20 protein-coding genes and 1 tRNA gene are annotated in these 19,728 nt (G+C 45.2%); 11 read left to right on the top strand and 10 right to left on the bottom strand.

All coding sequences use genetic code 11. The annotated features are described in order from the left end of the window. Positions 1–23: 23 nt before the first annotated feature. Positions 24–911 carry an LA_0442/LA_0875 N-terminal domain-containing protein gene (locus LFX25_RS16075; protein WP_238731123.1) on the top strand — a complete coding sequence of 296 codons (888 nt, stop codon included), beginning with the start codon at positions 24–26 and terminating at the stop codon, positions 909–911. A 43-nt stretch (positions 912–954) separates the two neighbouring features. Here the strand turns inward: LFX25_RS16075 and LFX25_RS16070 are convergent, their stop codons facing one another. From LFX25_RS16070 to LFX25_RS16060, 3 genes are all read right to left on the bottom strand, one after another. Then, complete coding sequence (locus LFX25_RS16070; protein ID WP_255717833.1) at positions 955–4,284, bottom strand: efflux RND transporter permease subunit; 3,330 nt, start codon at positions 4,282–4,284, stop codon at positions 955–957. Between the two features lie 322 nt (positions 4,285–4,606). Continuing rightward, a complete protein-coding gene (locus tag LFX25_RS16065) occupies positions 4,607–5,710 on the bottom strand; it encodes a DegT/DnrJ/EryC1/StrS family aminotransferase (protein WP_238731122.1) in 1,104 nt (367 codons plus the stop codon). A gap of 235 nt (positions 5,711–5,945) precedes the next feature. After that, the gene (locus tag LFX25_RS16060; protein ID WP_238731120.1) at positions 5,946–6,161 is read right to left on the bottom strand and encodes a hypothetical protein; all 216 of its coding nucleotides are present in this window, start codon (positions 6,159–6,161) and stop codon (positions 5,946–5,948) included. A 110-nt stretch (positions 6,162–6,271) separates the two neighbouring features. Between LFX25_RS16060 and LFX25_RS16055 the strand changes: the two genes are divergently transcribed. Beyond that, the gene (locus LFX25_RS16055; protein WP_238731118.1) at positions 6,272–7,315 is read left to right on the top strand and encodes a helix-turn-helix transcriptional regulator; all 1,044 of its coding nucleotides are present in this window, start codon (positions 6,272–6,274) and stop codon (positions 7,313–7,315) included. Positions 7,316–7,408: 93 nt separating this feature from the next. Here LFX25_RS16055 and LFX25_RS16050 read toward each other — a convergent pair whose 3' ends face one another. From LFX25_RS16050 to LFX25_RS16035, 4 genes are all read right to left on the bottom strand, one after another. Then, the gene (locus LFX25_RS16050; RefSeq protein WP_238731117.1) at positions 7,409–8,590 is read right to left on the bottom strand and encodes a thiolase family protein; all 1,182 of its coding nucleotides are present in this window, start codon (positions 8,588–8,590) and stop codon (positions 7,409–7,411) included. Between the two features lie 73 nt (positions 8,591–8,663). Then, positions 8,664–9,128 (bottom strand): MarR family winged helix-turn-helix transcriptional regulator, encoded by a 465-nt coding sequence (locus tag LFX25_RS16045; RefSeq protein ID WP_238731116.1) that lies wholly within the window; start codon positions 9,126–9,128, stop codon positions 8,664–8,666. Between the two features lie 139 nt (positions 9,129–9,267). Further along, entirely contained in the window at positions 9,268–9,717 is a 450-nt protein-coding gene (locus tag LFX25_RS16040) for an acyl-CoA thioesterase (RefSeq protein WP_238731115.1), read from the bottom strand. A gap of 183 nt (positions 9,718–9,900) precedes the next feature. Further along, positions 9,901–10,323 carry a VOC family protein gene (locus LFX25_RS16035; RefSeq protein ID WP_238731114.1) on the bottom strand — a complete coding sequence of 141 codons (423 nt, stop codon included), beginning with the start codon at positions 10,321–10,323 and terminating at the stop codon, positions 9,901–9,903. Between the two features lie 733 nt (positions 10,324–11,056). Between LFX25_RS16035 and LFX25_RS16030 the strand changes: the two genes are divergently transcribed. After that, entirely contained in the window at positions 11,057–11,392 is a 336-nt protein-coding gene (locus LFX25_RS16030; RefSeq protein ID WP_238731113.1) for an LIC10421/LIC12816 family protein, read from the top strand. Between the two features lie 215 nt (positions 11,393–11,607). Here LFX25_RS16030 and LFX25_RS16025 read toward each other — a convergent pair whose 3' ends face one another. Further along, on the bottom strand, positions 11,608–11,883 hold the full coding sequence (locus LFX25_RS16025) for a hypothetical protein (RefSeq protein WP_238731112.1): 276 nt from the start codon (positions 11,881–11,883) through the stop codon (positions 11,608–11,610). Between the two features lie 57 nt (positions 11,884–11,940). After that, positions 11,941–13,377, bottom strand: coding sequence for a hypothetical protein (locus tag LFX25_RS16020; protein WP_238731627.1), 1,437 nt, complete (start codon positions 13,375–13,377; stop codon positions 11,941–11,943). A gap of 182 nt (positions 13,378–13,559) precedes the next feature. On the opposite strand from LFX25_RS16020, the gene LFX25_RS16015 reads away from it, so the two are divergent. Next, positions 13,560–14,117 (top strand): DUF1564 domain-containing protein, encoded by a 558-nt coding sequence (locus LFX25_RS16015; protein ID WP_238731111.1) that lies wholly within the window; start codon positions 13,560–13,562, stop codon positions 14,115–14,117. Position 14,118: 1 nt separating this feature from the next. Here LFX25_RS16015 and LFX25_RS16010 read toward each other — a convergent pair whose 3' ends face one another. Continuing rightward, positions 14,119–14,361, bottom strand: coding sequence for a hypothetical protein (locus LFX25_RS16010; protein ID WP_238731110.1), 243 nt, complete (start codon positions 14,359–14,361; stop codon positions 14,119–14,121). A 279-nt stretch (positions 14,362–14,640) separates the two neighbouring features. Between LFX25_RS16010 and LFX25_RS16005 the strand changes: the two genes are divergently transcribed. From LFX25_RS16005 to pth, 7 genes are all read left to right on the top strand, one after another. After that, positions 14,641–15,585, top strand: coding sequence for a helix-turn-helix transcriptional regulator (locus LFX25_RS16005; RefSeq protein ID WP_238731109.1), 945 nt, complete (start codon positions 14,641–14,643; stop codon positions 15,583–15,585). A gap of 40 nt (positions 15,586–15,625) precedes the next feature. Continuing rightward, entirely contained in the window at positions 15,626–16,519 is an 894-nt protein-coding gene (locus LFX25_RS16000) for a 4-(cytidine 5'-diphospho)-2-C-methyl-D-erythritol kinase (RefSeq protein WP_238731108.1), read from the top strand. A 4-nt stretch (positions 16,520–16,523) separates the two neighbouring features. After that, positions 16,524–16,599, top strand: a tRNA-Gln gene (locus tag LFX25_RS15995). A gap of 24 nt (positions 16,600–16,623) precedes the next feature. After that, positions 16,624–17,382, top strand: a complete 759-nt coding sequence (locus tag LFX25_RS15990; RefSeq protein ID WP_238731107.1) for a sugar phosphate nucleotidyltransferase — start codon at positions 16,624–16,626, stop codon at positions 17,380–17,382. Further along, complete coding sequence (locus LFX25_RS15985) at positions 17,379–18,317, top strand: ribose-phosphate diphosphokinase (protein WP_135574093.1); 939 nt, start codon at positions 17,379–17,381, stop codon at positions 18,315–18,317. Before LFX25_RS15990 ends, LFX25_RS15985 begins: the two co-directional genes overlap by 4 nt. Before the next feature lie 15 nt (positions 18,318–18,332). After that, on the top strand, positions 18,333–18,968 hold the full coding sequence (locus LFX25_RS15980) for a 50S ribosomal protein L25/general stress protein Ctc (RefSeq protein WP_238731106.1): 636 nt from the start codon (positions 18,333–18,335) through the stop codon (positions 18,966–18,968). 47 nt (positions 18,969–19,015) lie between these two features. Beyond that, a complete protein-coding gene (gene pth, locus LFX25_RS15975) occupies positions 19,016–19,579 on the top strand; it encodes an aminoacyl-tRNA hydrolase (protein WP_135574089.1) in 564 nt (187 codons plus the stop codon). Positions 19,580–19,728: the final 149 nt, after the last annotated feature.

Raw genomic sequence — 19,728 nt, 5'->3', positions numbered from 1 at the left:
TTTTTTTGCATTCATTATGCGGAATGCGAAATAAATTTTTTCTCATTTCAATTATATTCTTTTTTTGGAATGAAACGGTTTTTGCAGATATTCTCTATCTCAAAGACGGCCGCGTAATTTTCGTAAAAGTCCTCAATCAAGACATGGATAAGGTCACGGTTTCGAACGAACGCGAAACTTGGGACATTGAAAAACGGAAGATTTCCCGAATCTCCTTCAATGAAGACGAAGAAATCTACGTTCGCAATCAACTTAGAGAACGGGATCGAATGGTCGCCGAGATCGATTTCTTAAAAAAGTCTCTGGTCGAAAAGGAAGCCCTCGAATCTCAGAGAAAGGAAGTATCCGTTAAAAATCACGATCTTGCAAAAGGTTCGTTTTGGAGGAGCGCTGTATTTCCCGGCTGGGGACAATTTTATCGGGAAGAAAAGGATCGAGGCTATTTCTTTTCGATCGCTGCCGGTCTTTCTCTTTTGTTCTGGTATAAGTCGGATCAAAAGTATCAAGAACAAGGAAAGAATTTAAACGAAGCCGATCGATTCTCAACCGCCGCAGCCGCAAGCGGAGATCCCGTTTTGATCGCCGGAGCTTTCTTTCACGCGAACGAAATTAGAAATCAAAGATACCAAGCGGGAATTCAGGCTTCGTCGGCTTTGATTCTTTTCTTTACGATTTATACTTTCAACTTGATAGATGCTTGGTTGTTCGGAAGACCTTGGAACTTCTTTGCCAAATCTCCGGAAGAAAAAAAAGATTCGATCGAAATCAACGCGGCCCCGGATTCTCCCCAAAATCCTACCACACCCGTTTTACCCGAATCGCCGGATAGGACGGTTCCAATGTTGCCTCAATCGAATTTGCCCGGGAACGGCATGAATCGATGGGAAGTTCGATGGAGAATCCGTTTTTAAAACGATCGAGTCGCCTCGGATTCTCCATGCAGAAATTGGAATGTTATTTTTTTGGTTTTTTGGAAGAGGATTTTTTCGGTAATTCCACTTCCGCTTCTTCTTGGGCGAATGCCCATTCTTTTTCGTAGTTTGCCTGTCCGTTCGATGGATGCGACGGCGCGTGAACCAACGATGCGTTCATGTCGTAATCCGGACGGAATTTCGTTTCGATCCATTCTCTGAATCGATCGATGAATCCGAAGATCGACGGTACGACCACGAGAGTGACCACCGTGGAAAGAATCAATCCTCCGATGATCGCGATCCCCATCGCGGTTCTTGATTTTGCCGCTTCTCCCAATCCCATCGCGATCGGAACGGTTCCCATAATCATCGCGAGAGAAGTCATCAAGATAGGTCTGAGTCGAACCAATCCCGCTTCGTAAATCGCGTCGTTTCTGGATTTTCCTTCGTCTCGCATCGCTTGCATTGCGTAGTCGACTAAAAGAATCGAGTTCTTGGCAACGAGACCCATGAGAAGAATCAAACCGATCATCGAGAAGAGATTGAGCATCTCGTTGGTCAGAGCAAGTGCGAAGAAGGCTCCCGAAATCGCGGGCGGGATCGCGAATAGAATCGTAATCGGAGTGATGAACGATTCATACAAGGAAGCAAGCACGAGATAGATGAACACGAGGGCGAGTCCGAACGCGAGCACGATGTTCGCCAGAAGTTCTTTGAAGTCCTCCGATTGTCCTTGGAAGTTGTAACGAATTCCCGGAGGCGGAGGAAGTTCTTTCTTTAGAATTTCATCCGTGATCTTCGTTGCGTCTTGAACGGCTCCGCCCGGCGCTAAGTTTGCGTTGATCACGATCGTTCTTGCGCGGTCGATCCGGTTGATCCGAGAGGGTCCGGCCGTTTCCTTTCCGACGCTAATCGCGGACAAAGGAATCAGTTTGTTCGCGATGTTCGGAACCTTTGTTTGCCCGTACGCCTGTCTTAGGTTCCTTTGATCCGGACGAAGTCTCATTTTAACTTCGTATTCGATTCCCTTATCATAGAACTTGCTGACCTGGTCTCCCGCGATCTGATATCGAAGTTCGGAACCCGCGACACCGGGAAGAACTCCGACGAGTTGCATTTTCAGGTTATCCAGATGGATTTGGTATTCCGGTTTTCCGGCTCTGTAATCCGTATCGATGTCCGCCAGGTCGGAAAGGGATTTCAATCGTGCGACGACCTTTTTGGAATACGCATCCATCTCCGCAAGATCTTCCCCTTTGATTACGAGCTGGAACGGATACTGAATCCCGCCGCCTACGGCGCTATAATCGGAAACCGCAGGTCTTGCATACGCGAAGGGTTTCAAAAGTTCGCGTATTTCATCTTTGACTTGTGTAGTCGTACGTTTTCGTTTTTTAGAATTTACTAATGCAACCGCGAGCGTTCCCGCGTTCGGTTCCCCGCCGTCCGGCTTTCCGATCGTAACCGCGATCATATCCATCTCGGGAATTTTTTTCAGAACGTCGAGAACTTGATCCGCAACTTGTCTGGTTCCTTGTAGGCTCGTTCCCGGAGGAAGATCCAAGGTGACTAAGAATTCTCCCTGGTCGTTTGCGGGCAGGAACGTACTCTTCACCAATTTCAAGGAAAGAATGGAGAGGATAAAAATTCCAAGAGACGCAAGTAGAACCATTCCCGGTCTTTTTAATGCGACTTTCATCACTCTTCCGTATTGTCTTTCCAGCCAAGTTTGGAATTTATCGAAAAGTTCGATCGCCTTGTTCGGTTTCGCGTTGTGATCGATCTTACCCGCAAAATACGCGGACAACATCGGAGCGACCGCGAGACCGTCGAAGAGGGAAATGAGCATCGCGAATACCACCGTTAAACCGAACTGTTTGAAAAACTGACCCACGATCCCGGAAAGAAATCCCACAGGTAAGAATACCGCGATCACCGTTAAAGAAGTTCCGATTACGGCTAACGTTACTTCGGTCGTTCCCGTTTCGGCCGCTTCGATTACCCCCTTTCCTTCCTCCAGTTTTCGGAAGATGTTTTCCCGAACGACGATCGCGTCGTCTACGAGAAGACCCACGGCCAACGAGAGCGCGAGAAGAGTCATGACGTTGATGGTAAAACCCATCGCCCACATCAGAACGAACGCACCGAGCATCGAGTTCGGAAGAGCGAGACCGGTAATCACGGTCGAACGGAAGTTTCCTAAAAAGAAATAAACCGTGATGACCGCGAGCAAGATACCGATGACGATCGCTTCGGTCACGTCCTCGACGTTGTAGCGAATCCATTTGGATCCGTCGCGGATCAGTCGGATTTTCGGTTTTCCGTCTAAGTTGGCGATTCCGTCGTTGAGTTTACCGATCCGTTTGAGAACTTCGTCCGCGACCGCGACCGTGTTCGCACCGGATTGTTTGTAAACGTCGATGAATAAAGCCGGTTTGGTTTCCTTTGTCGCGGCCGCAGTTTGTTCTTTTTTGCCTTTGAAAAAATTTCCGATTTTGGTGAAGACCGAAACTTTCTCTTCGATGCCTTCGTCTTTGGAAGCCCAGAGATAACCGATGGTTTCCTCGTCTTCGGTTCCGTCTCTTACGGTTCCGAGTTGTTTGATGAGAACCGCGTTACCAACTTCTCCGCTGAAGGAAACGATCGTGTTTTCGATTTGAGAAAGAGTTTCGTAGCGGCCCAAGGTTCGGTAAGAAGTTTCTTTCGAACCCGCTTCGAATTTACCGACGGGAACGTTTAAGCCCGCGGTTTTCAAACGATTCGCGATGACGACCGTAGGCATTTGATACGAACTGAGTTTGTTTCGATCCAACTCGATTTGGATTTCTCTTCTCGTTCCACCGACAATCTTAACCGAACCGACGCCTTGCACTTGTTCGAGTCTTGCTTTCACGGTTTCCTTTGCAAGGTCGTAGAGTTTTGCTTGGTCCAATTCCGCAAAGAGTGCGAGACGAACGATCGGCTGATCCGCCGGATCGAAACGAACTACTTTCGGTTCCTTGATTCCGGTGGGAAGTTTCGGTTTTACAAGACCGACCTTGTCACGAAATTGTTGTTCCGCGTATTTGATATCGGTGTCGAGAGTGAATTCACCGAAAACGACGGAGACGCCTTCCTGATTTCTGGAAGATATTTTTTTTAAACCGGAGATGGAAGAAAGTTCTTCTTCCAAAGGTTTGGAAACGAGTTCTTCGATTTCTTCCGGACCGGCTCCGGGATAAATCGTCGTTACGGAAACGACGGGAATGTTTACGTCGGGGAAAAGATCCACTCCCATTCTCCCTAACGCCACCCAACCGGTGAGAAGCATCAGAAGAACGATACTGCAAATAAAAATAGGTCGTTTGATCGAAAGCTGGGCGATATTCATGGACTACCTCAGTGTAACTACCAGTGAGCGCCGAGCTTCGTAAAAAAGAAATAAATAACAAATTTCCGTGAAGAAATTTTGAAATTCTCTATTAGAATTTACTGAATTCTCTTATTTAGTTTGAACCTCAATCTATCTCGAAACAAACGAAAAGTGTTGATTCTTTCCGAGATCGGATTGTTTCCAGAGGTCTGGAAATTTTTGATTGGTCGGAATTCCGTTTTGTTTCACTCAGAGAAATGTCGATCGCTCATCTCAGCTTCGCTGAGAGCTACTCGCGACGCTCCGCTGCTCGTTAGCTATTTCGCTCTCTATGGATCGCTCAATAGATTCTGCGGATCGCTTGGGAAATTCTTTGGATATTATCCTTTGTCAGGTTCGGATAGATCGGAATACAATGTCCTCTTTGAAAAAGTCTTTCTCCGTTTGGAAAATCCGTATTGGAAAGTTCGAGGATATGATGGATCGGTTCCTCGGCGACTTTTTGCGTTCCGATTTGAAGGGAACGGAAGTAGCGTTCCACTTGTTCGTAACTTCCCGGAGCGAGAATGATAAAACGGTTGAACGTGTCTAAGTTTGGATCTCCGTACCAAGTGTTGACGGAAGTTCCCGAGATGGATTGGAGATAAACCTGCGCGATTTTTCTCTTTCTTTCCAAGATGATTCCGATTTTGGAAAGTTGTTCGATTCCAAGAGCGGCTTGATAGTCGATCAGGTTGTAATCTAATTTCGGCTGGCCTTCTTTTCTTTGATACGGTTCTTTTCCCGCTTTCATGGCGCGGATTTTTTTTGCGAGAGGTTCTTGATCGGTGATGATCATCGCGCCGTTTCCGGTAGTGATCATCTGATCCACGGAAAGACCGCAAACCGCGATATTGCCTTGTTTGCCCGGTGCGAACGTTTCGCTCTGTGCGCCTAAGACTTCGGAAACGTCTTCGATGACCGGAATTCCTTTAAAGTCGTAGCGCTTTGCATCCGCAATGGAACCGAAAGAATGATCCAAGATGATCGCTTTTACGGAAGAATCTTCGAGCGCTTTAGAAAGTCCTTCCGGGCTCATATGGAAAGAATTTTTATCCAAGTCGATTACGACCGGAACCGCCTTTAAAAGAAAGATCGCATCCAGCGCGGAAACGGGTGCGAACGTGGAAAGAGCAACCTTGTCTCCGGCTTGAATGTCCAGGGAAAGAAGGGCGAGGTGATACGCCGCGGTCAGATGATTGGCGGAAATAACTTGCTTATAACGGAATGTGGAAGCGAAGGCTTTTTCGAAACGAGTCGTTACGTTTCCGGTGGTGAGGTGATCTTCCACGAGGCATTCCAGAACCGTTTTCAAATCCTCTCTGGAAAGAGTGGGTTTGTGGAATTCAATCTCCGTCTTTTTTTTAGGATTTTTTTCCAGAATTTCGGTTTCGGTGCTGCTCATATCCAACTCAAGCTCTTATAATTTTATTATGTCGCATTTTGGACCAAAATTGGATCTCGTAAAGATCTTTTCGGGCCTTGCAGACGCAGATTGTGAGACAATGCGAAAAAGTACAAGAAAAATCCGATCGAAGATCGGATTTTTGTGGGAACTCATACAAAAACACGGTTGAGCCGGATGTTTTATTCGTTCCGTGGAAACTGTGGGAACTCCTGCGGATTTGCAGGAATTACGATCAATCCTTGTGGAACAGTTTTCTTGTTCCGATCCAAATCTCCGGAAGATAAGCCCCGACGATAATCAAAACCAAACCGCCGAAGGTCCACTTCGTAATCAGAACGTTTTCCGTAAAACGGGTCAGACCCACGTTCAAAATACTGACATACCAGCCGACCGCGATGAGAATGATGCCGACGGTGTGAGGAATCACGTAATTCAAGATCGTATTCATAAGAAATCCTTTTCGTAAAAATGAAGAATGGGAAGATTTTGCCGGGAAAGCGATTGGATTCAAGTGGTTTTCGAGTTGCTGAGAATCTTGCGACTCGGAAAGTTTCTGCTATGTCCGAAAGTGAAACTTGGAACGAAGAAGACGAAGACTTTCCGCTTCCCGTCAAAGAAGCCGGAAAAACGGAATCCAGACTCTCCGCATTACTCTTTAATTTACTCAGTCATCATTCTCCCTTGAGTTTTACGAAGATCCGATCTTTGTTGCCGGATCATTATCAGAATCTGGAAAATCCCGATTCCGATCGGAAAAAACTTTCCCGAGACGTGGAAGAATTGGGAGAACTCGGATTTTTGGTTCGATCCACGCAGGAAGGATACGTTCTCGATCGAAACGTTTCCAATCGGGAATTGAAATTGGAAAAGGAAGAATTGCAGACGCTCGCGGAAACGATTCTTCGTTCGTATCAAGAATCGCCTTCTTTGGAATTGTATTCCTTATCCCAAAAAATATTCGAAGGAAAACTCGACGTATATCCCGAGCTGGAAATGGATCTCAAAACGCAAAAGAATCTGAGTCAAACGGAAGCGAACGTTTCGGAAGAACTTTTAAAGAAGTTATTGGAATCCTTAAAAACGAAATCTCCCGTTCAGTTTTTGTATTATAAAACCTTTCCCGAAGAAACGTATCGAGTCGAAGTCGATCCGATCCGCTTGATCCGGAAGAATTCGGAAGACTATTATCTTCTCGCGTATGATCGAAAGAAAAAGGAAAGAAGAAGATTTATCATTCCGAAAATTTCCAGGGTGGAAACGATCGCCGAAAATTCTTTGTATCAGCCGCAGGGGCAAAAGAAAGAAGTAGCGGGCGATTGGGTGTTGCACCCGGCGCTGTTTCAAGCTCACGATCCGATCGAAGTAGAATTAGTCTGCGATCCGGAATCCTCATACAAGGTCCGAAATTCCCTGTCCGAAATTCCTTATGAAGAATTTACACGCGATTCGTTCCGATTTAAGGTAACGAACCAAGAAGGATTGTTTCCCTTTTTGATCGAAGCCCGCGACGCGATTCGAAACATTCTCCCGGAAAGCGTCGCGGGCGCGTTTCGGAAGAATGTCGAACAAATCCTTTCCCATTACAACGAAGGAACGCCGTAGAGAAAAAAACAGATCGTCGTTTAAGGCGGCGATCGCCGAAATCCACGATGACCTTATGCGAGAAAAGAAACGTCTTTCGCATAAATATGGATTTTATTTTATAAAATTAGGATTTTCTAATACGATCGCGATTCCCTGTCCGCCTCCGATGCAGAGCGAAGCGACTCCGAGTTTCAAATTTCTCCGTTTGAGTTCGTACGCGAGTGAGAGGGTGACTCTGGTTCCGCTTGCACCGAGCGGATGGCCGATCGCGATCGCTCCTCCGTTCACGTTCGTTTTGTTCGGATCGAGTTTTAATTCTCTCATCACGGCCAAAACTTGGGACGCATACGCTTCGTTGATTTCGAAAAGATCGACGTCGTTGATTCCAACGCCCGCATTCTTCAGAGCATTCGGAACCGCAAATACCGGGCCTAAACCCATAAACTTCGGATCGCATCCTACGTTCGCGTAACCGAGAATTTTTGCGAGCGGTCTGATGCCGGAACTTTGAACCCAAGAATCGGAAGCCAAAAGAACCGAAGCGGCTCCGTCGTTGATGCCGGAAGCGTTGCCGGCGGTTACGGTTCCTTCTTTCAAAAACGCGGTGGGAAGTTGTTTCAACTGAGGAACGCATTCTTCTCCCCGGATTTGTTCGTCTTTGTTCAATAGAAAGGATTTCTTTCCTTTGGTCGCAACGGGAATCATTTCTTCCGCGAAGGTTTGCGAGAGTGTAGCTTTTTCGGCCCGCACCTGAGAGATTCCGGCCCATTCGTCTTGTTCTTGTCTGGAGATTCCGTATCGTGTCGCGATATTCTCCGCCGTCATTCCCATCGTGAGATCTACGAAACAATCGGTGAGACTTTGTGCGAGTCTGTCTTCCGCGATCGTGTCTCCGTATTTGTTTCCCCATCTCGCGTTTTTTAAAACGAAAGGCGCGTTGCTCATCGATTCTGTTCCTCCCGCGAGAATCAGTTCGTTCTCTTTGGAAAGAATTTTCCGCGCTCCGATCAGAATACTTTCCATACCCGAGCCGCAAAGACGATTGATCGTAAGCGCGCTGGATTGTTCGGATAAGCCGGATCGGAGCGCGATATGTCTTGCGAGATACGCGGAATCCTTGTCGTCTTGAATTACGTTTCCGTAAATCGCCTCTTCGATTCGATTGAGATCGACTCCCGTTTTACGAATCGTTTCTTTTGCGGTGACGACTCCGAGTTCGGAAGAACTGAAATCTTTCAGTCCGCCTCCGAATTTTCCGAACGGGGTTCTGGCTCCGTCGACGATATAAACCATGAGATTCTCCTTTTTATTAGTGTATATGCACTATATGTTTATCTTTTGGACACTTCCCGTTTCTCATTCGGGATCATTCTTCAAAATCGGATTGAAGAATCGGAAGTTTTCTGACTTCCGAGAGGATCGCAAGCGTTTCCTTGAATTTTGCTTTTCCCAAAGATTCGGTTAGCGAATCCTGCGCTTGTTTCCAAAGTTCGATCGCTTCTTCCACTTTGGATTCTCCCTTTTTCGTAAGAAATACGGAGCGGACGTTTCCCGATTCTTTTTTATCGATTCGGATGAGTTCGTCCCTTTTTAAAATTTCCAAACTTCTTTGAAGAGTGGTTCGATCAATGTCCGTGATTTTGGATAAGTCCGTGATGCTGCATTCCCGTTCATACGCGATGCTGACTAAGATGGTAAATTGAGTGATGCGCAATCCCGCGGGTTTTAGAATAAAATCGTAATAGGACGTGATTTTGCGGGTGGTTCTTCGTAAGCTTACGTTCAAGCAGGAAAGTCCTATCATTCTCAGATCTTTGTTGGAAAGTTTCACGATCGTTTTCTCTATAACCAATCTTAAATACCGTAAGAAAAAAACAACCGGATCCTAGTTCGCAAGGATCCGGTTGGCAAGTGAAGCATGAATTACTCCGATTGTAAGGTTTCCAAGAAGCAGTTTTCGCGGTTTCGGTTTATACGAGCGCCGCTTCTTTCTTCAAAAAATGATTTTTAAATTCTCCCATTCTCTCGATCACTTCCGGCGGTAAGAACGCGGGTTTTTTTGTTTCAAAGTTGATCCACATTCCGTAAGAACGAACTCGGCTCACGAGTTTTCCGTCGGATTCCCGTTCCAGTTCCTGATGAAAAATGGCTCTTGTCTTTTTAATAAATTCCACCCTGGTTCTTACGATTACCGTATCGGGATATTTGAGATCGCCGAGATATTCGTATTCGGCTTTGTAAACGATCGGTCCGATTCCTTCCCGTTTCATCTTTTCGAGATCTACTCCCGAGCTTACGAAGGCTTTCATTTTGGCTTCGTCGCAATACGAATTATAATTCTGGTTGTTTACGTGTCCGTTTACGTCGGTATCGCTAAAACGGACCGGGATTCTGGATTCAAAGCGAAATTCTTCTTCCATTGGATTCTTCCCTTCCTTGGTGATTCTTTTTACATAGTGTATATGCACTATGTAAAGTCAAGAAAATTTTGAAACAGTAAGTCCGAGAATCGAGATCGAGTCGATTCTCGGACTTCTCCCGGTCGTTTTTGTGGGTCGCGAAGGGATGGTTCTTCGTTGCTAAAGATCGTTTTTAAAGAGGAATCACCATTCTCCCGTATTGGGCATGGAAGCCCAAGGTTCTTCGGGGGGTAATGCGTGTCCTTTTTGAAGAAGTTCGACAGAAATTTGATCCGGAGAACGGATGAACGCCATTCTTCCGTCGCGAGGAGGGCGGTTGATCGTAATTCCGCGGGATACGATCCGCGAACATGTTTCGTAAATATTGTCCACTTCAAAGGCCAAATGTCCGAAATTTCTTCCTACGGTATAAGGATCTTTTTGTCCCCAGTTGTAGGTTAGTTCGATTTCGGGTGCATCGGCTTCGCCCGTTGATAAAAAGACGAGCGTGTATTTTCCTTCGGGATGTTCTTTTTTGCGCACAACGACCAGTTCAAGCGTCATGCAGAAGAAATCGAGAGCCTTTTCCAGATCCAAAACGCGTATCATTGTATGTAGGTATTTCATGTTTTTTTCCAAATCCACGTTTCCCGGGATTTGAAGATTACACAATTCACAATTCGTTGTGAGGAGAATTATGTCGTTTTGTGGATTCAAATGTTGGAACTCCTTCAATTCTTCTTTGGATTGGGGAGATTTCACGGATATTTACTCGGCGGATTCTCTGCGCGCTCGCCGGTTTATAGCGTTATTCCTGTGTGATTTGATTCTAAATTGAGTGGATTTTCTAATTTTTGATAGAGGCTGCTGCTTTTATTCTCAAATTTCTTAAAAACTAAATGTCTAAAAAATAGGCAAAGTTCGACGACTCTACATCTAACTGAATTTTATTCAAAATACGGCCGGAAAACGTTACTGTGAATACATTTTCCCCAAGTTTACGAAAAATTTTTTGAATATCTGCCTAATAATTGAAGAAGGTTGTGCTCAAACAAAACAACAGCGCTTCCTTTGAGCATGCTCTCGGGTTTTGTGTTTGTTGCGATCAAGTCCATAAGCAAAATTGCAATTACTAAGCTCAGTGCCGTGCGTTCGTATTCTTTTTGAGCCGCTTCGCAAGTTCGAATGTTTAATAAATATTGAATATTCAAAAAACATTAAGCTCTGAATGTGGTTTAAGGAAAATTTCAAGAAAAAGAGCCTTAAAATTTTTTTTTGATTTATTTCTTCGGGACGCTTGGTCAAATTGGTATAGAAGATTCGTTCTTCAAAAAATAAAAACTCATCTGAGGTTTCAATCATGAAAACAAACAAACTGATTTCTGTAATTTCCCTTCTTGGCCTTTTGGCTTCAAGCTCCGTGTTTGCCGTATCGGAAGAAGTTGAAGATCAGCTTTTGGAAAAAGCGATCGTTGAAAGCGCAGTAACAAAAGAACAAAAAACAGCGGTTGGAAATTATCTGAAAGCCGTTGCACAACAAAAAGCAACCAGAGCCGAGGAACTTCGTGAACTCGCAAAAAGATCCACCGGCGGCAAATTTCTTGCAAGCAACGTTCAGTCTCAAAAATATCTGAAACAAGCTCAAGCACTGGAAAAAGAAGCTCAAAGATATCAATCCGTTCTCGGAAGTCTTTAATCTTTCTTCATTCGACCTGCTTTTCTTAGGTTGAATATAAAAAGGGCGTCCTTTGAGGCGCCTTTTTTATTGTACGAATGTTTGGATGTTGTTCGTGTGATTCGATTGCGGACTTCAAAAGAAAGGGATTCTTCTCTTGGAACAAGACGCGTGATTTGTCCCTTCAGACCTTGGTCGTATTATAGCACCCGCCGAGTTCGAGGTGCCTTTTGCTTTCAGTTCGTCTTAGGTTTGTTCGAAGCGGGCTCTCGGTTGGGGTTCGGGAAACAGCTCAAAGAAAGGCCTTCCACGAGGTAACAGATCGCATCCGGAGAAACGCATTTATGTCCGTCATCGTAGGTTTGTCCGTTCACAATGAGTTCGATCTTTTGACAAACCATCTTCTCCTTAACGTTCTGGGTTGCGTCCTGCGCTTCTATTTTGGAGGAAAGTAGGACGGCGAGCGCAAAAGAAAGAATGAGTTTCGGGACTACGTTTGGGATTCGTTTCATGGCGATTCTTTAGATACCTTTCTTAGAATACTGACTCTTATTTCGTTTCTCTGTCAATCAAGGATTCAGACCGTTTCGCATCTTTGGATTGTTCCGAATCCACAGAAAATAGATCGGAATCGGGGAGAGAAAAATCATTATCCAAATCCATTGGATTGAGGATTTCCAGGATTCATCGATATTCGTCCAAGAAGGTAAATACGGAAGAATCGAGTCCGGTAAAAAACCGGGCCTTTGGGCCTGGTCCGGTTCCATCGTATGATAGAGAGAAGCCGTATGATCGAACCAGGTTTTGCCGATCCAAATTTGATAAGCGACAAAGACGAATAGAATTCCCCAGGAAATCTTTCGATAGGCTCCGTTGAGAATCTTCCATCCTGCGATGAACGGCAGAAAAAACAAAGGAGCGGAACTCCATTGAAATCTTCCCGGCAAGGAAAGACATCCGTAAGAACAGGGATGCCCCGCATTGATTCCTAATTGAAGAATTATCACGATCCCCAGGAGAATCCCGACCTTACGGAGCTTTTGATCCCTAATTAGAACGATCCAACCGAACAACCCCGGAATCCAAATCAACGGATTTTGAAAGAAAAGGCCTTGGTTGCGGTCCATCCAAAGTCCGGAAAACACTGTGACCCAATGGGAAAAGTTAGGATCGAAGGTTTTATGAATGTTTTCACCGGCGCGTGAATACGGACCGATAAAGGATCCGAATAAATGAAAATTGTAAATCACGAGGCCGATTAGCGAAGCAAGCGCAGGCCCTAAAAGGATCGTTTTGGTTTTTGAGTTCCATTCTTTTTTCGATACAAAAGGCAAAGATAGAATAAGAATTGCGACGGGCAGATTCTTGAGATGAATCCATATTGACAGGCCGATGGTGGCGGAGTATATAAAAAGCAAAATATTCCTATTTTTGAATGTTTTGTTCGTTTCGAATGAGATGAGGATCGCGATTGCGGATGTCAATAGAATGCCGCTCGGAAGATCGGGGAAAATTTGTCCCGCGACCATTGGGAATGGGAGGCTGACCGAGTAAACAATCGATGTGAAGGCGGACTTGGTCTGCGAGAGACGGAGGCTTCTTCCCATGGAATAAAAAAGAAAAGGAAGAATGCCTGCGATTAGAGTTAGCGCAATCTTTGATCCTAAAATGCCGAAGGTTTTATATCCGATGAACGATAGCAAAGACGTTCCAATGGAATGAATGCTGTAGAATTTTTTGTTCCCGTTGTTTGCAGTGTTTGAAGGAACAAAAACGGTATGGTTTTCCACATCGACCGGTCCGATAATTTTGTTCGTTTTAGCGTCTTGGTCGTAGTTATTTTTTAAATCGAGGTCGCCATCTGCGGCAAGGCTTTCCGAGATCATTAAGTAATGAGGTTCGTCTCCCGTAATCGGGAGCTTCTTCTTTTTCTCCCAACTGAGTACGGTTCCGGAGTAATAAAGAGCGGGTAAGCAAAGAATGAGAATTAGGGTAAGTTTTCGCATCTTCGGAAGAATCTTTTCGTGAATCGGATTGTCAATCAAGTTGCGTTTTCCGTTTTTCTTATTGAGATGTTGCGTCGGCAGCGGTGATCGAATCGATAAAGGGGAAAAATTTTATTTTGAGCTTTCTGATTTTTTTATGAGATAGAGCTTCTCGGAATCGTTTCGAGTGAACTGAGAAAGGTATGGAATGGATACTTTCTTATTCGGATCGTAAAATCGAGTCTCCTTTGGTTGAAGAAACGAGCAGGGTTGTGACGTTGCTCGTTCCGGAAAATTACTACGATCAGTTGTCGACGGAGAATCAATTGGGTTTATCAAAGAAGCTTCCTTATCTTTTGAGGAGATATGCAAAATTTATTTCGGCTACGCAGCGCATCAATTCTAAAGCCGGAACGGCTTTGTATCAAGATCCGGCTAAGATGAAACGAATCAATTTTAGGGTGAGTAGCGGATATTGGTCGATTTTAGGGGCTTTGGCACAAGCGCATGGAGTTTCGCGTTGTTACCTTTTTAATTTTTTGTTGGCCTTAGATGAGGTCGGGGTTGGAGATTCTATTGTGGAAACCGTGAACGCAGGAGTTCCAACATTTCACGAATATTACAGTTATATCTGGCACCTAGACCTGGCTCACAATCGAATCAGCAGACAGCTAAAATTCTCGCCAAACCCGATTCGGACAATATATGACACGAGTTTTCCGTGGTACCAAAAGTTTTTAACCGACCAATCCACATTTTAGCTCACACAAATCGATCCCTTCGAAACGAATTCGATTCTTCTTCCAATCGAATTCCCGGCGGAAGAGATTCCTCCGTTTCGATCTCCAAACGGCAAAAATGATCGTAATCGTTAAAATGTTCCGAAGGGTCCTCTTCCCAACGAGAAACAATTCTCCCGACAAAAACACACGATTCTCGACTTCTCACGCCGTAAATCGCACCTTGAATCGAATCGTCTTCCTTAGCGCTCAATTTTTGATTCACAGAAATTAGGATTCGATTGCCCGTTAAACGTAAGGGTGTGCCGATAAATACTCCGGCGGAATCCATCAATTCCAAATAAAATTTCCGCGGGTACTGAATGTTTCTAACAATTTTCTTTTCTGACTCTGGCTGCATGAACACAGAATGAGAAGCTTCTTTTGCAAACGGATTCCAAATCCTTAAAATTTTCCTTTTTTCAATTACAAATCGTTTCGCAAGAATCCCGCATTTCCGGTTTACAGAATGTGCGCCGTTTTTACTCTTGAGGAGTAGGTTTTCATGAATCCAAGCACGGTTCGATTGAACTTCAAATTAAATCTGATTCGTCATCTTAAGGACGGGAAACGAATGACACTGGAAGAACTTTCCAGTGTGACGGGTGTAACCAATCAAAAAGATTTAAAGGAACAGCTCGGAGAACTTTTTTTTCTCGGCGCGACTCCTCATGTTGCGGATTTGATTCAGGTCGATTACGATTCGGAAACGGATACCTTCGGATTGATTCTTCCGTTTCGTTTTGATTCCAGTTTGCGTCTCAGTATTCGAGAATGGCTCACCCTTCGCAAAATTTTAGAAGAAGCCGCCGAAACCAATCAAGATCCGAACACAAACGCAACCGCACGTAAGATTCTTCAAAAGATAGTTTCGATCGTACCGGTTGCCGGACAAGAAGCCTTGTCCGCTTATAAAACGAACATACAAGACGCGATTCGCCAAGGAAAAAGCCTCATCTTGGAATACCAATCCAGAAGCGGAGAAAAATCCTCTCAGAGAAAAGTGGATCCTTGGTTTCTGTTTCATTCATTAGAAGATTATTTATTAGGGTTTTGTCATGAACGAAAAGCTGCTCGAAACTTTCGGCTCGATCATATTCTCTCTTTAAAAATCGGTAACGATCCGATTACGCAACCCGCGGGTCAAAAGAAGTCGACATATATCCTAGAATTCGAGGAATTTAGAAAATCACAGGAGAATTCTTCCGGCGTAGCTGAAATCTGGCACACGAAAGAAGTGTTTTACAACTTGAATCGCAAACTCGGTCTTGAACGGACTTCCGAAACGAAAACCTTCGACAATGTCGTCTATCATTTGTCAAAAGCGAAGATTCGCGAAGAGGGCTGGTTTTTAGAGACGATTCTCCCGTTTGGAAAAAACGTAATTCTGAAAAGCCCTTCTCATCTCGTAAAAAGAATCGTAGGTGAAATCGAATCCATTCTGCGTTAAGCTACAATGAAGTCGTTCACGAAAACAAAGGAAGAATCGTTTGCTCTCCCCCGCTAAGATCAATCTCGGATTGGAAATCCCGTTCAAACGGCCGGACGGGTTTCACGAAATCCGAAGCGTGTTTCTCCGAATCTCCTGGGGAGACGATATCGAAATCGAACCGGCGGATAGCGGAGTTTTTGAGCTCGTTTCTAAAAACGAAATCATATTAGAGAAACGGAAACTATATGATCAGGTTTCCGAAAAGGGCGATCTTAAAAAGAATATTCTTTATAAGACCTACGAAAAGGCGCGATCTCGTTTTCCCGAACTTCCGGGAGTCAAAATTCATCTGACAAAACGGATTTCTCCCGCGGGAGGACTTGGAGGAGGAAGCACGAATGCCGCTTCTCTTCTAAACTTTCTTTTTTCCTGGCGTTCTTTTTTTACTTCGGATGAGATGCGCGATCTCGCGGCAGAAATCGGCTCCGATGTTCCGTTCTTTTTGGGAGAAGGCCACGCATTCGTAACCGGTCGAGGCGAAATTTCGAAAGAAATCGAAGTCCATCCGGGACAGGGAATTCTCGCTTTAACTCCGCAGGTGATGAATACGGCGGAAATGTACTCCTTATTGAAAAAACCTTTACAAGAGGGGGGCTCCCAGAAAGATGGGAATACGCTGCCAGAAAATCTGATTTCTGTCTTAAAAAACGGAGATTGGAGCGCTCTGCAGGGTAGGCTCTTGAATGATTTTGAGCCGGTTGCCTTCCAACTTCATCCGGAATTGGGAGTTCTCAAGGACAGATTCCTGGAGTTTGGATCCAGTTATTGTTCTTTGACCGGTTCAGGTTCGAGTGTGTACGGGCTGGTCCAGGGCCTTGAGATCCAAGAAGAACTGCTGCACAGGCTGAGGCAGGAATTCCCAAATCTCACTTTCGTACGATTCAACTTTTAGAAACTGGGCTGTCGCCAAGTGGTAAGGCAGCGGTTTTTGGTATCGCCATTTCCTAGGTTCGAATCCTAGCAGCCCAGCCAGTGAATTACTGACATTTATTAACGATGAAACCTACTCAGGATAAGGTCGCTGTGGTATTAGCCGCAGGGAAGGGCACCCGTATGAAAACGGATCAGCCTAAGGTTGCGGTAGAGCTGAACGGCAAACCGCTACTTCTCTATGTACTCGATCACCTGAAAGCATCCGGCGTGGAACGGATCGTAGTCGTAGTAGGTTACAAAAAAGAATTAGTCCAAGCCCTCTGTTCCGGAATTTCCGGAGTTTCTTTTGCGGAACAAACCGAACAACTTGGGACCGCACACGCTCTTCTTTGTGCCGAATCGGAACTCAAAGACTTTCAAGGTTCGGTGATCGTCGCCTGCGGCGACGTTCCTATGATCACCGCTGAAACCTTCGGTAATATCGTAAAAGAACACAAACAAAACGAATTCTCCGCAACGATTCTTTCCGCAGTCGTAGAAAAGCCGACCGGTTACGGAAGAATCATCCGCAATTCTTCCGGTGATGTTACGGCTATCGTGGAAGAAAAGGATTCCAACGCGGAAGAAAAACTCATCAACGAAATCAACACCGGAACCTATGTGTTCGACGGTGACGGACTTTTCGATTCTCTCAGACAAATCGGAAACTCGAACGCTCAGGGAGAATATTATCTTCCCGATCTCGTGAAATTATACAGAAACTCAGGAAAGAAACTCGGCGCTATGAAACTGAAAAATCATCTCGAAAGTCACGGGGTGAATTCTCCCGAAGACCTGCAGATGCTTTCCGCCATGATCAAAGGGGAGGCCGTCCATCCATGAACGGAGACATCGCGGTATTTGCCGGAAGTTCCAATAAACAAATCGCCGAAGAAATTTGTACTCATCTTAACATTCAGCCCGGCAAGATTAACCTGAAGAAGTTCTCGGACGGAGAAATTTCGGTGAAGGTGGAAGACAACGTTCGAGGAAGGGAAGTCTTCATCGTTCAATCCACTTCGGCTCCTGCGAACGATCATTTGATGGAATTGATTCTGATTATGGACGCGCTTCGCAGAGCTTCCGTTTCCAGCATTAGCGTCGTGATCCCGTATTACGGCTACGGTCGTCAGGACAGAAAAGTGGAACCGCGCGTTCCCATTTCCGCGAGAGTCGTTGCGGATCTCCTCGAAGTCGTTGGCCTCAACCGCATTCTTACCATGGACTTGCACGCGGATCAAATCCAAGGATTCTTCCGTGTTCCGGTCGATAATCTTCACTTTGCCCCGGTTCTTGCGGACTACATCAATACGAAAAATATCGAAGACCTCGTGATCGTTTCTCCCGATTCGGGCGGCGCGGAAAGAGCGAGAGCCTTCGGCAAAAAAGTGAACGGTTCATTAGCAATCATTGATAAACGTAGACCGAAAGCGAACGTCTCCGAAGTGATGAACGTGATCGGCGAGATCGAAGGGAAGAATTGTATTCTTCTCGACGATATGATCGACACCGCAGGAACGATCTGCAAGGCCGCGGACGCTCTTTTGAAACACGGAGCGAAGTCGGTTTATTGTGCGGCCACTCACGGGGTTCTATCCGGCGAGGCCGTGGATCGGATCAACGCGACGAACTTCACGGAAGTCGTTCTTGCGAACACGATCGCGATTCCCGAATCTAAAAAGATTCACAAATTGAAATCATTGTCCGTAGCTCCTCTTTTCGCGAACGCGATCAAGAGGATTCATACAAATCAATCAGTCAGCACTTTATTCGATTAAGGTTAGGTAATAAGAATGAGCCAGAGCACAATTCACAAAATCGCGGTTAAAAAAAGAACGGAAACCGGTAAAAACGAAAACAATCGTCTTCGTTCTTCGGGCTTGGTTCCCGTAAATATCATCGGAGCCGGAGTTGCAACGTCCGGAGCGGTGAACGAGAAAGAACTGGAAAAGATGGTTCATTCCGGAATCCGTCAGTCCACTCTGATCGAACTCGACGTGGAAGGCCAAGGCACGCAAAAAGTATTCGTAAAAGAAATCCAAAGATTTCCCGAAATCGACAGAATCCGTCACGTTGATTTCTACAAAGTCGTTCCCGGTCAAAAGATCATCACCAAAATCGGCATCGAGACTACCGGTGTCGCGAAAGGTTCCAAAACCGGAGGTCAATTCGAACATATCATTCACGAGATCCGCGTTAAAACGATCCCTGAAGATCTGGTTGAAAACCTTACCATCGACGTTACCGATCTCGATGTGGGCGATGCGATTAAGATCAGCCAGTTGAAAGTTCCCGCAAGCTGGGAAATTTTGATCAACGGAGATCCGATCGTTACTTCCGTAAATAAAACGAAAGCACTCCTTGCCGCCGAAAGAGCGGAAGCTAAAGGCGCCGCCGGCGACGACAAAGCTAAGAAAGGAAAAAAATAAAACGGAACTTCAATCAGGTCTAATCTGATAAAAACAGATAGGTATTCATGAAGCTGATCGTCGGACTCGGGAATCCAGGGGACAGATACAACAATAACCGCTCAAACATCGGTTTCAAAATTTTGGATGTTATCGCGAATAACATCAATGTTGAAATCAAGACCAAGAAGAAGAAATCTCTAATCGGTCGCGGTGATTTTGAGGGGGAAGAAGTCGTACTCTTAAAACCGCAGACGTTCAGCGATCTGTCCGGTGAGTCCGTTCTTTACATCGCTTCGTTTCTAAAAATCCAGGTGGGAGAAATTCTTGTCATTCAAGAAGACTGGACTCTCCCTCTCGGAAGAATCGTAGTTGATAAAGGAACTCAGGAAACGGATCATCCCGGTGTGAAGTCCATCATTCAATCTCTTCGTTCTCCGAATTTTATCCGCATTCGAATCGGAATTTGGAACGACGGATTCGATCTCAAGGCCCGCGATTCTTTTTTGAAAGAAGATTTCGAGCCGATGGAAAACTTGAGTCTGATCCAGATCATCAACGACGCGGAAGCCGCGATTCGTTCGATTTCTCTCGGAGATATCGACGACGTGATCGAAAAATATCATCTTTGAAGTAAAAAATCTTCGCGATTTCCGTTTCCCGCCGATTTCCTTTTAGCGTTATCGGCCAATTCTTCCTTGCCTTTTTGAAGAAACGTGAAATCCTATCAGAAGGAACCTCTTGCCTGTTGATTGTTTCTTACAGGCGTCTAAGTTACAGG

The sequence above is a fragment of the Leptospira sanjuanensis genome (genome assembly GCF_022267325.1).
In the GTDB taxonomy this organism is placed as follows: domain Bacteria; phylum Spirochaetota; class Leptospiria; order Leptospirales; family Leptospiraceae; genus Leptospira; species Leptospira sanjuanensis.
This window is presented reverse-complemented; position numbering and strand designations above follow the sequence as displayed.

Bases quoted from the DNA above. Each gene is read 5' to 3' on its own strand.
- pth (WP_135574089.1), top strand. From the start codon at position 19,016: ATGAAGCTGATCGTCGGACTCGGGAATCCAGGGGACAGATACAACAAT.
- LFX25_RS16075 (WP_238731123.1), top strand. From the start codon at position 24: ATGCGAAATAAATTTTTTCTCATTTCAATTATATTCTTTTTTTGGAAT.
- LFX25_RS16060 (WP_238731120.1), bottom strand. From the start codon at position 6,161: ATGAATACGATCTTGAATTACGTGATTCCTCACACCGTCGGCATCATT.
- LFX25_RS15990 (WP_238731107.1), top strand. From the start codon at position 16,624: ATGAAACCTACTCAGGATAAGGTCGCTGTGGTATTAGCCGCAGGGAAG.
- LFX25_RS16025 (WP_238731112.1), bottom strand. From the start codon at position 11,883: ATGAAACGAATCCCAAACGTAGTCCCGAAACTCATTCTTTCTTTTGCG.
- LFX25_RS16055 (WP_238731118.1), top strand. From the start codon at position 6,272: ATGTCCGAAAGTGAAACTTGGAACGAAGAAGACGAAGACTTTCCGCTT.
- LFX25_RS16035 (WP_238731114.1), bottom strand. From the start codon at position 10,323: ATGAAATACCTACATACAATGATACGCGTTTTGGATCTGGAAAAGGCT.
- LFX25_RS16040 (WP_238731115.1), bottom strand. From the start codon at position 9,717: ATGGAAGAAGAATTTCGCTTTGAATCCAGAATCCCGGTCCGTTTTAGC.
- LFX25_RS16015 (WP_238731111.1), top strand. From the start codon at position 13,560: ATGGAATGGATACTTTCTTATTCGGATCGTAAAATCGAGTCTCCTTTG.
- LFX25_RS15980 (WP_238731106.1), top strand. From the start codon at position 18,333: ATGAGCCAGAGCACAATTCACAAAATCGCGGTTAAAAAAAGAACGGAA.
- LFX25_RS16030 (WP_238731113.1), top strand. From the start codon at position 11,057: ATGAAAACAAACAAACTGATTTCTGTAATTTCCCTTCTTGGCCTTTTG.
- LFX25_RS16070 (WP_255717833.1), bottom strand. From the start codon at position 4,284: ATGAATATCGCCCAGCTTTCGATCAAACGACCTATTTTTATTTGCAGT.
- LFX25_RS16005 (WP_238731109.1), top strand. From the start codon at position 14,641: ATGAATCCAAGCACGGTTCGATTGAACTTCAAATTAAATCTGATTCGT.
- LFX25_RS16050 (WP_238731117.1), bottom strand. From the start codon at position 8,590: ATGGTTTATATCGTCGACGGAGCCAGAACCCCGTTCGGAAAATTCGGA.
- LFX25_RS16020 (WP_238731627.1), bottom strand. From the start codon at position 13,377: ATGCGAAAACTTACCCTAATTCTCATTCTTTGCTTACCCGCTCTTTAT.
- LFX25_RS15985 (WP_135574093.1), top strand. From the start codon at position 17,379: ATGAACGGAGACATCGCGGTATTTGCCGGAAGTTCCAATAAACAAATC.
- LFX25_RS16065 (WP_238731122.1), bottom strand. From the start codon at position 5,710: ATGAGCAGCACCGAAACCGAAATTCTGGAAAAAAATCCTAAAAAAAAG.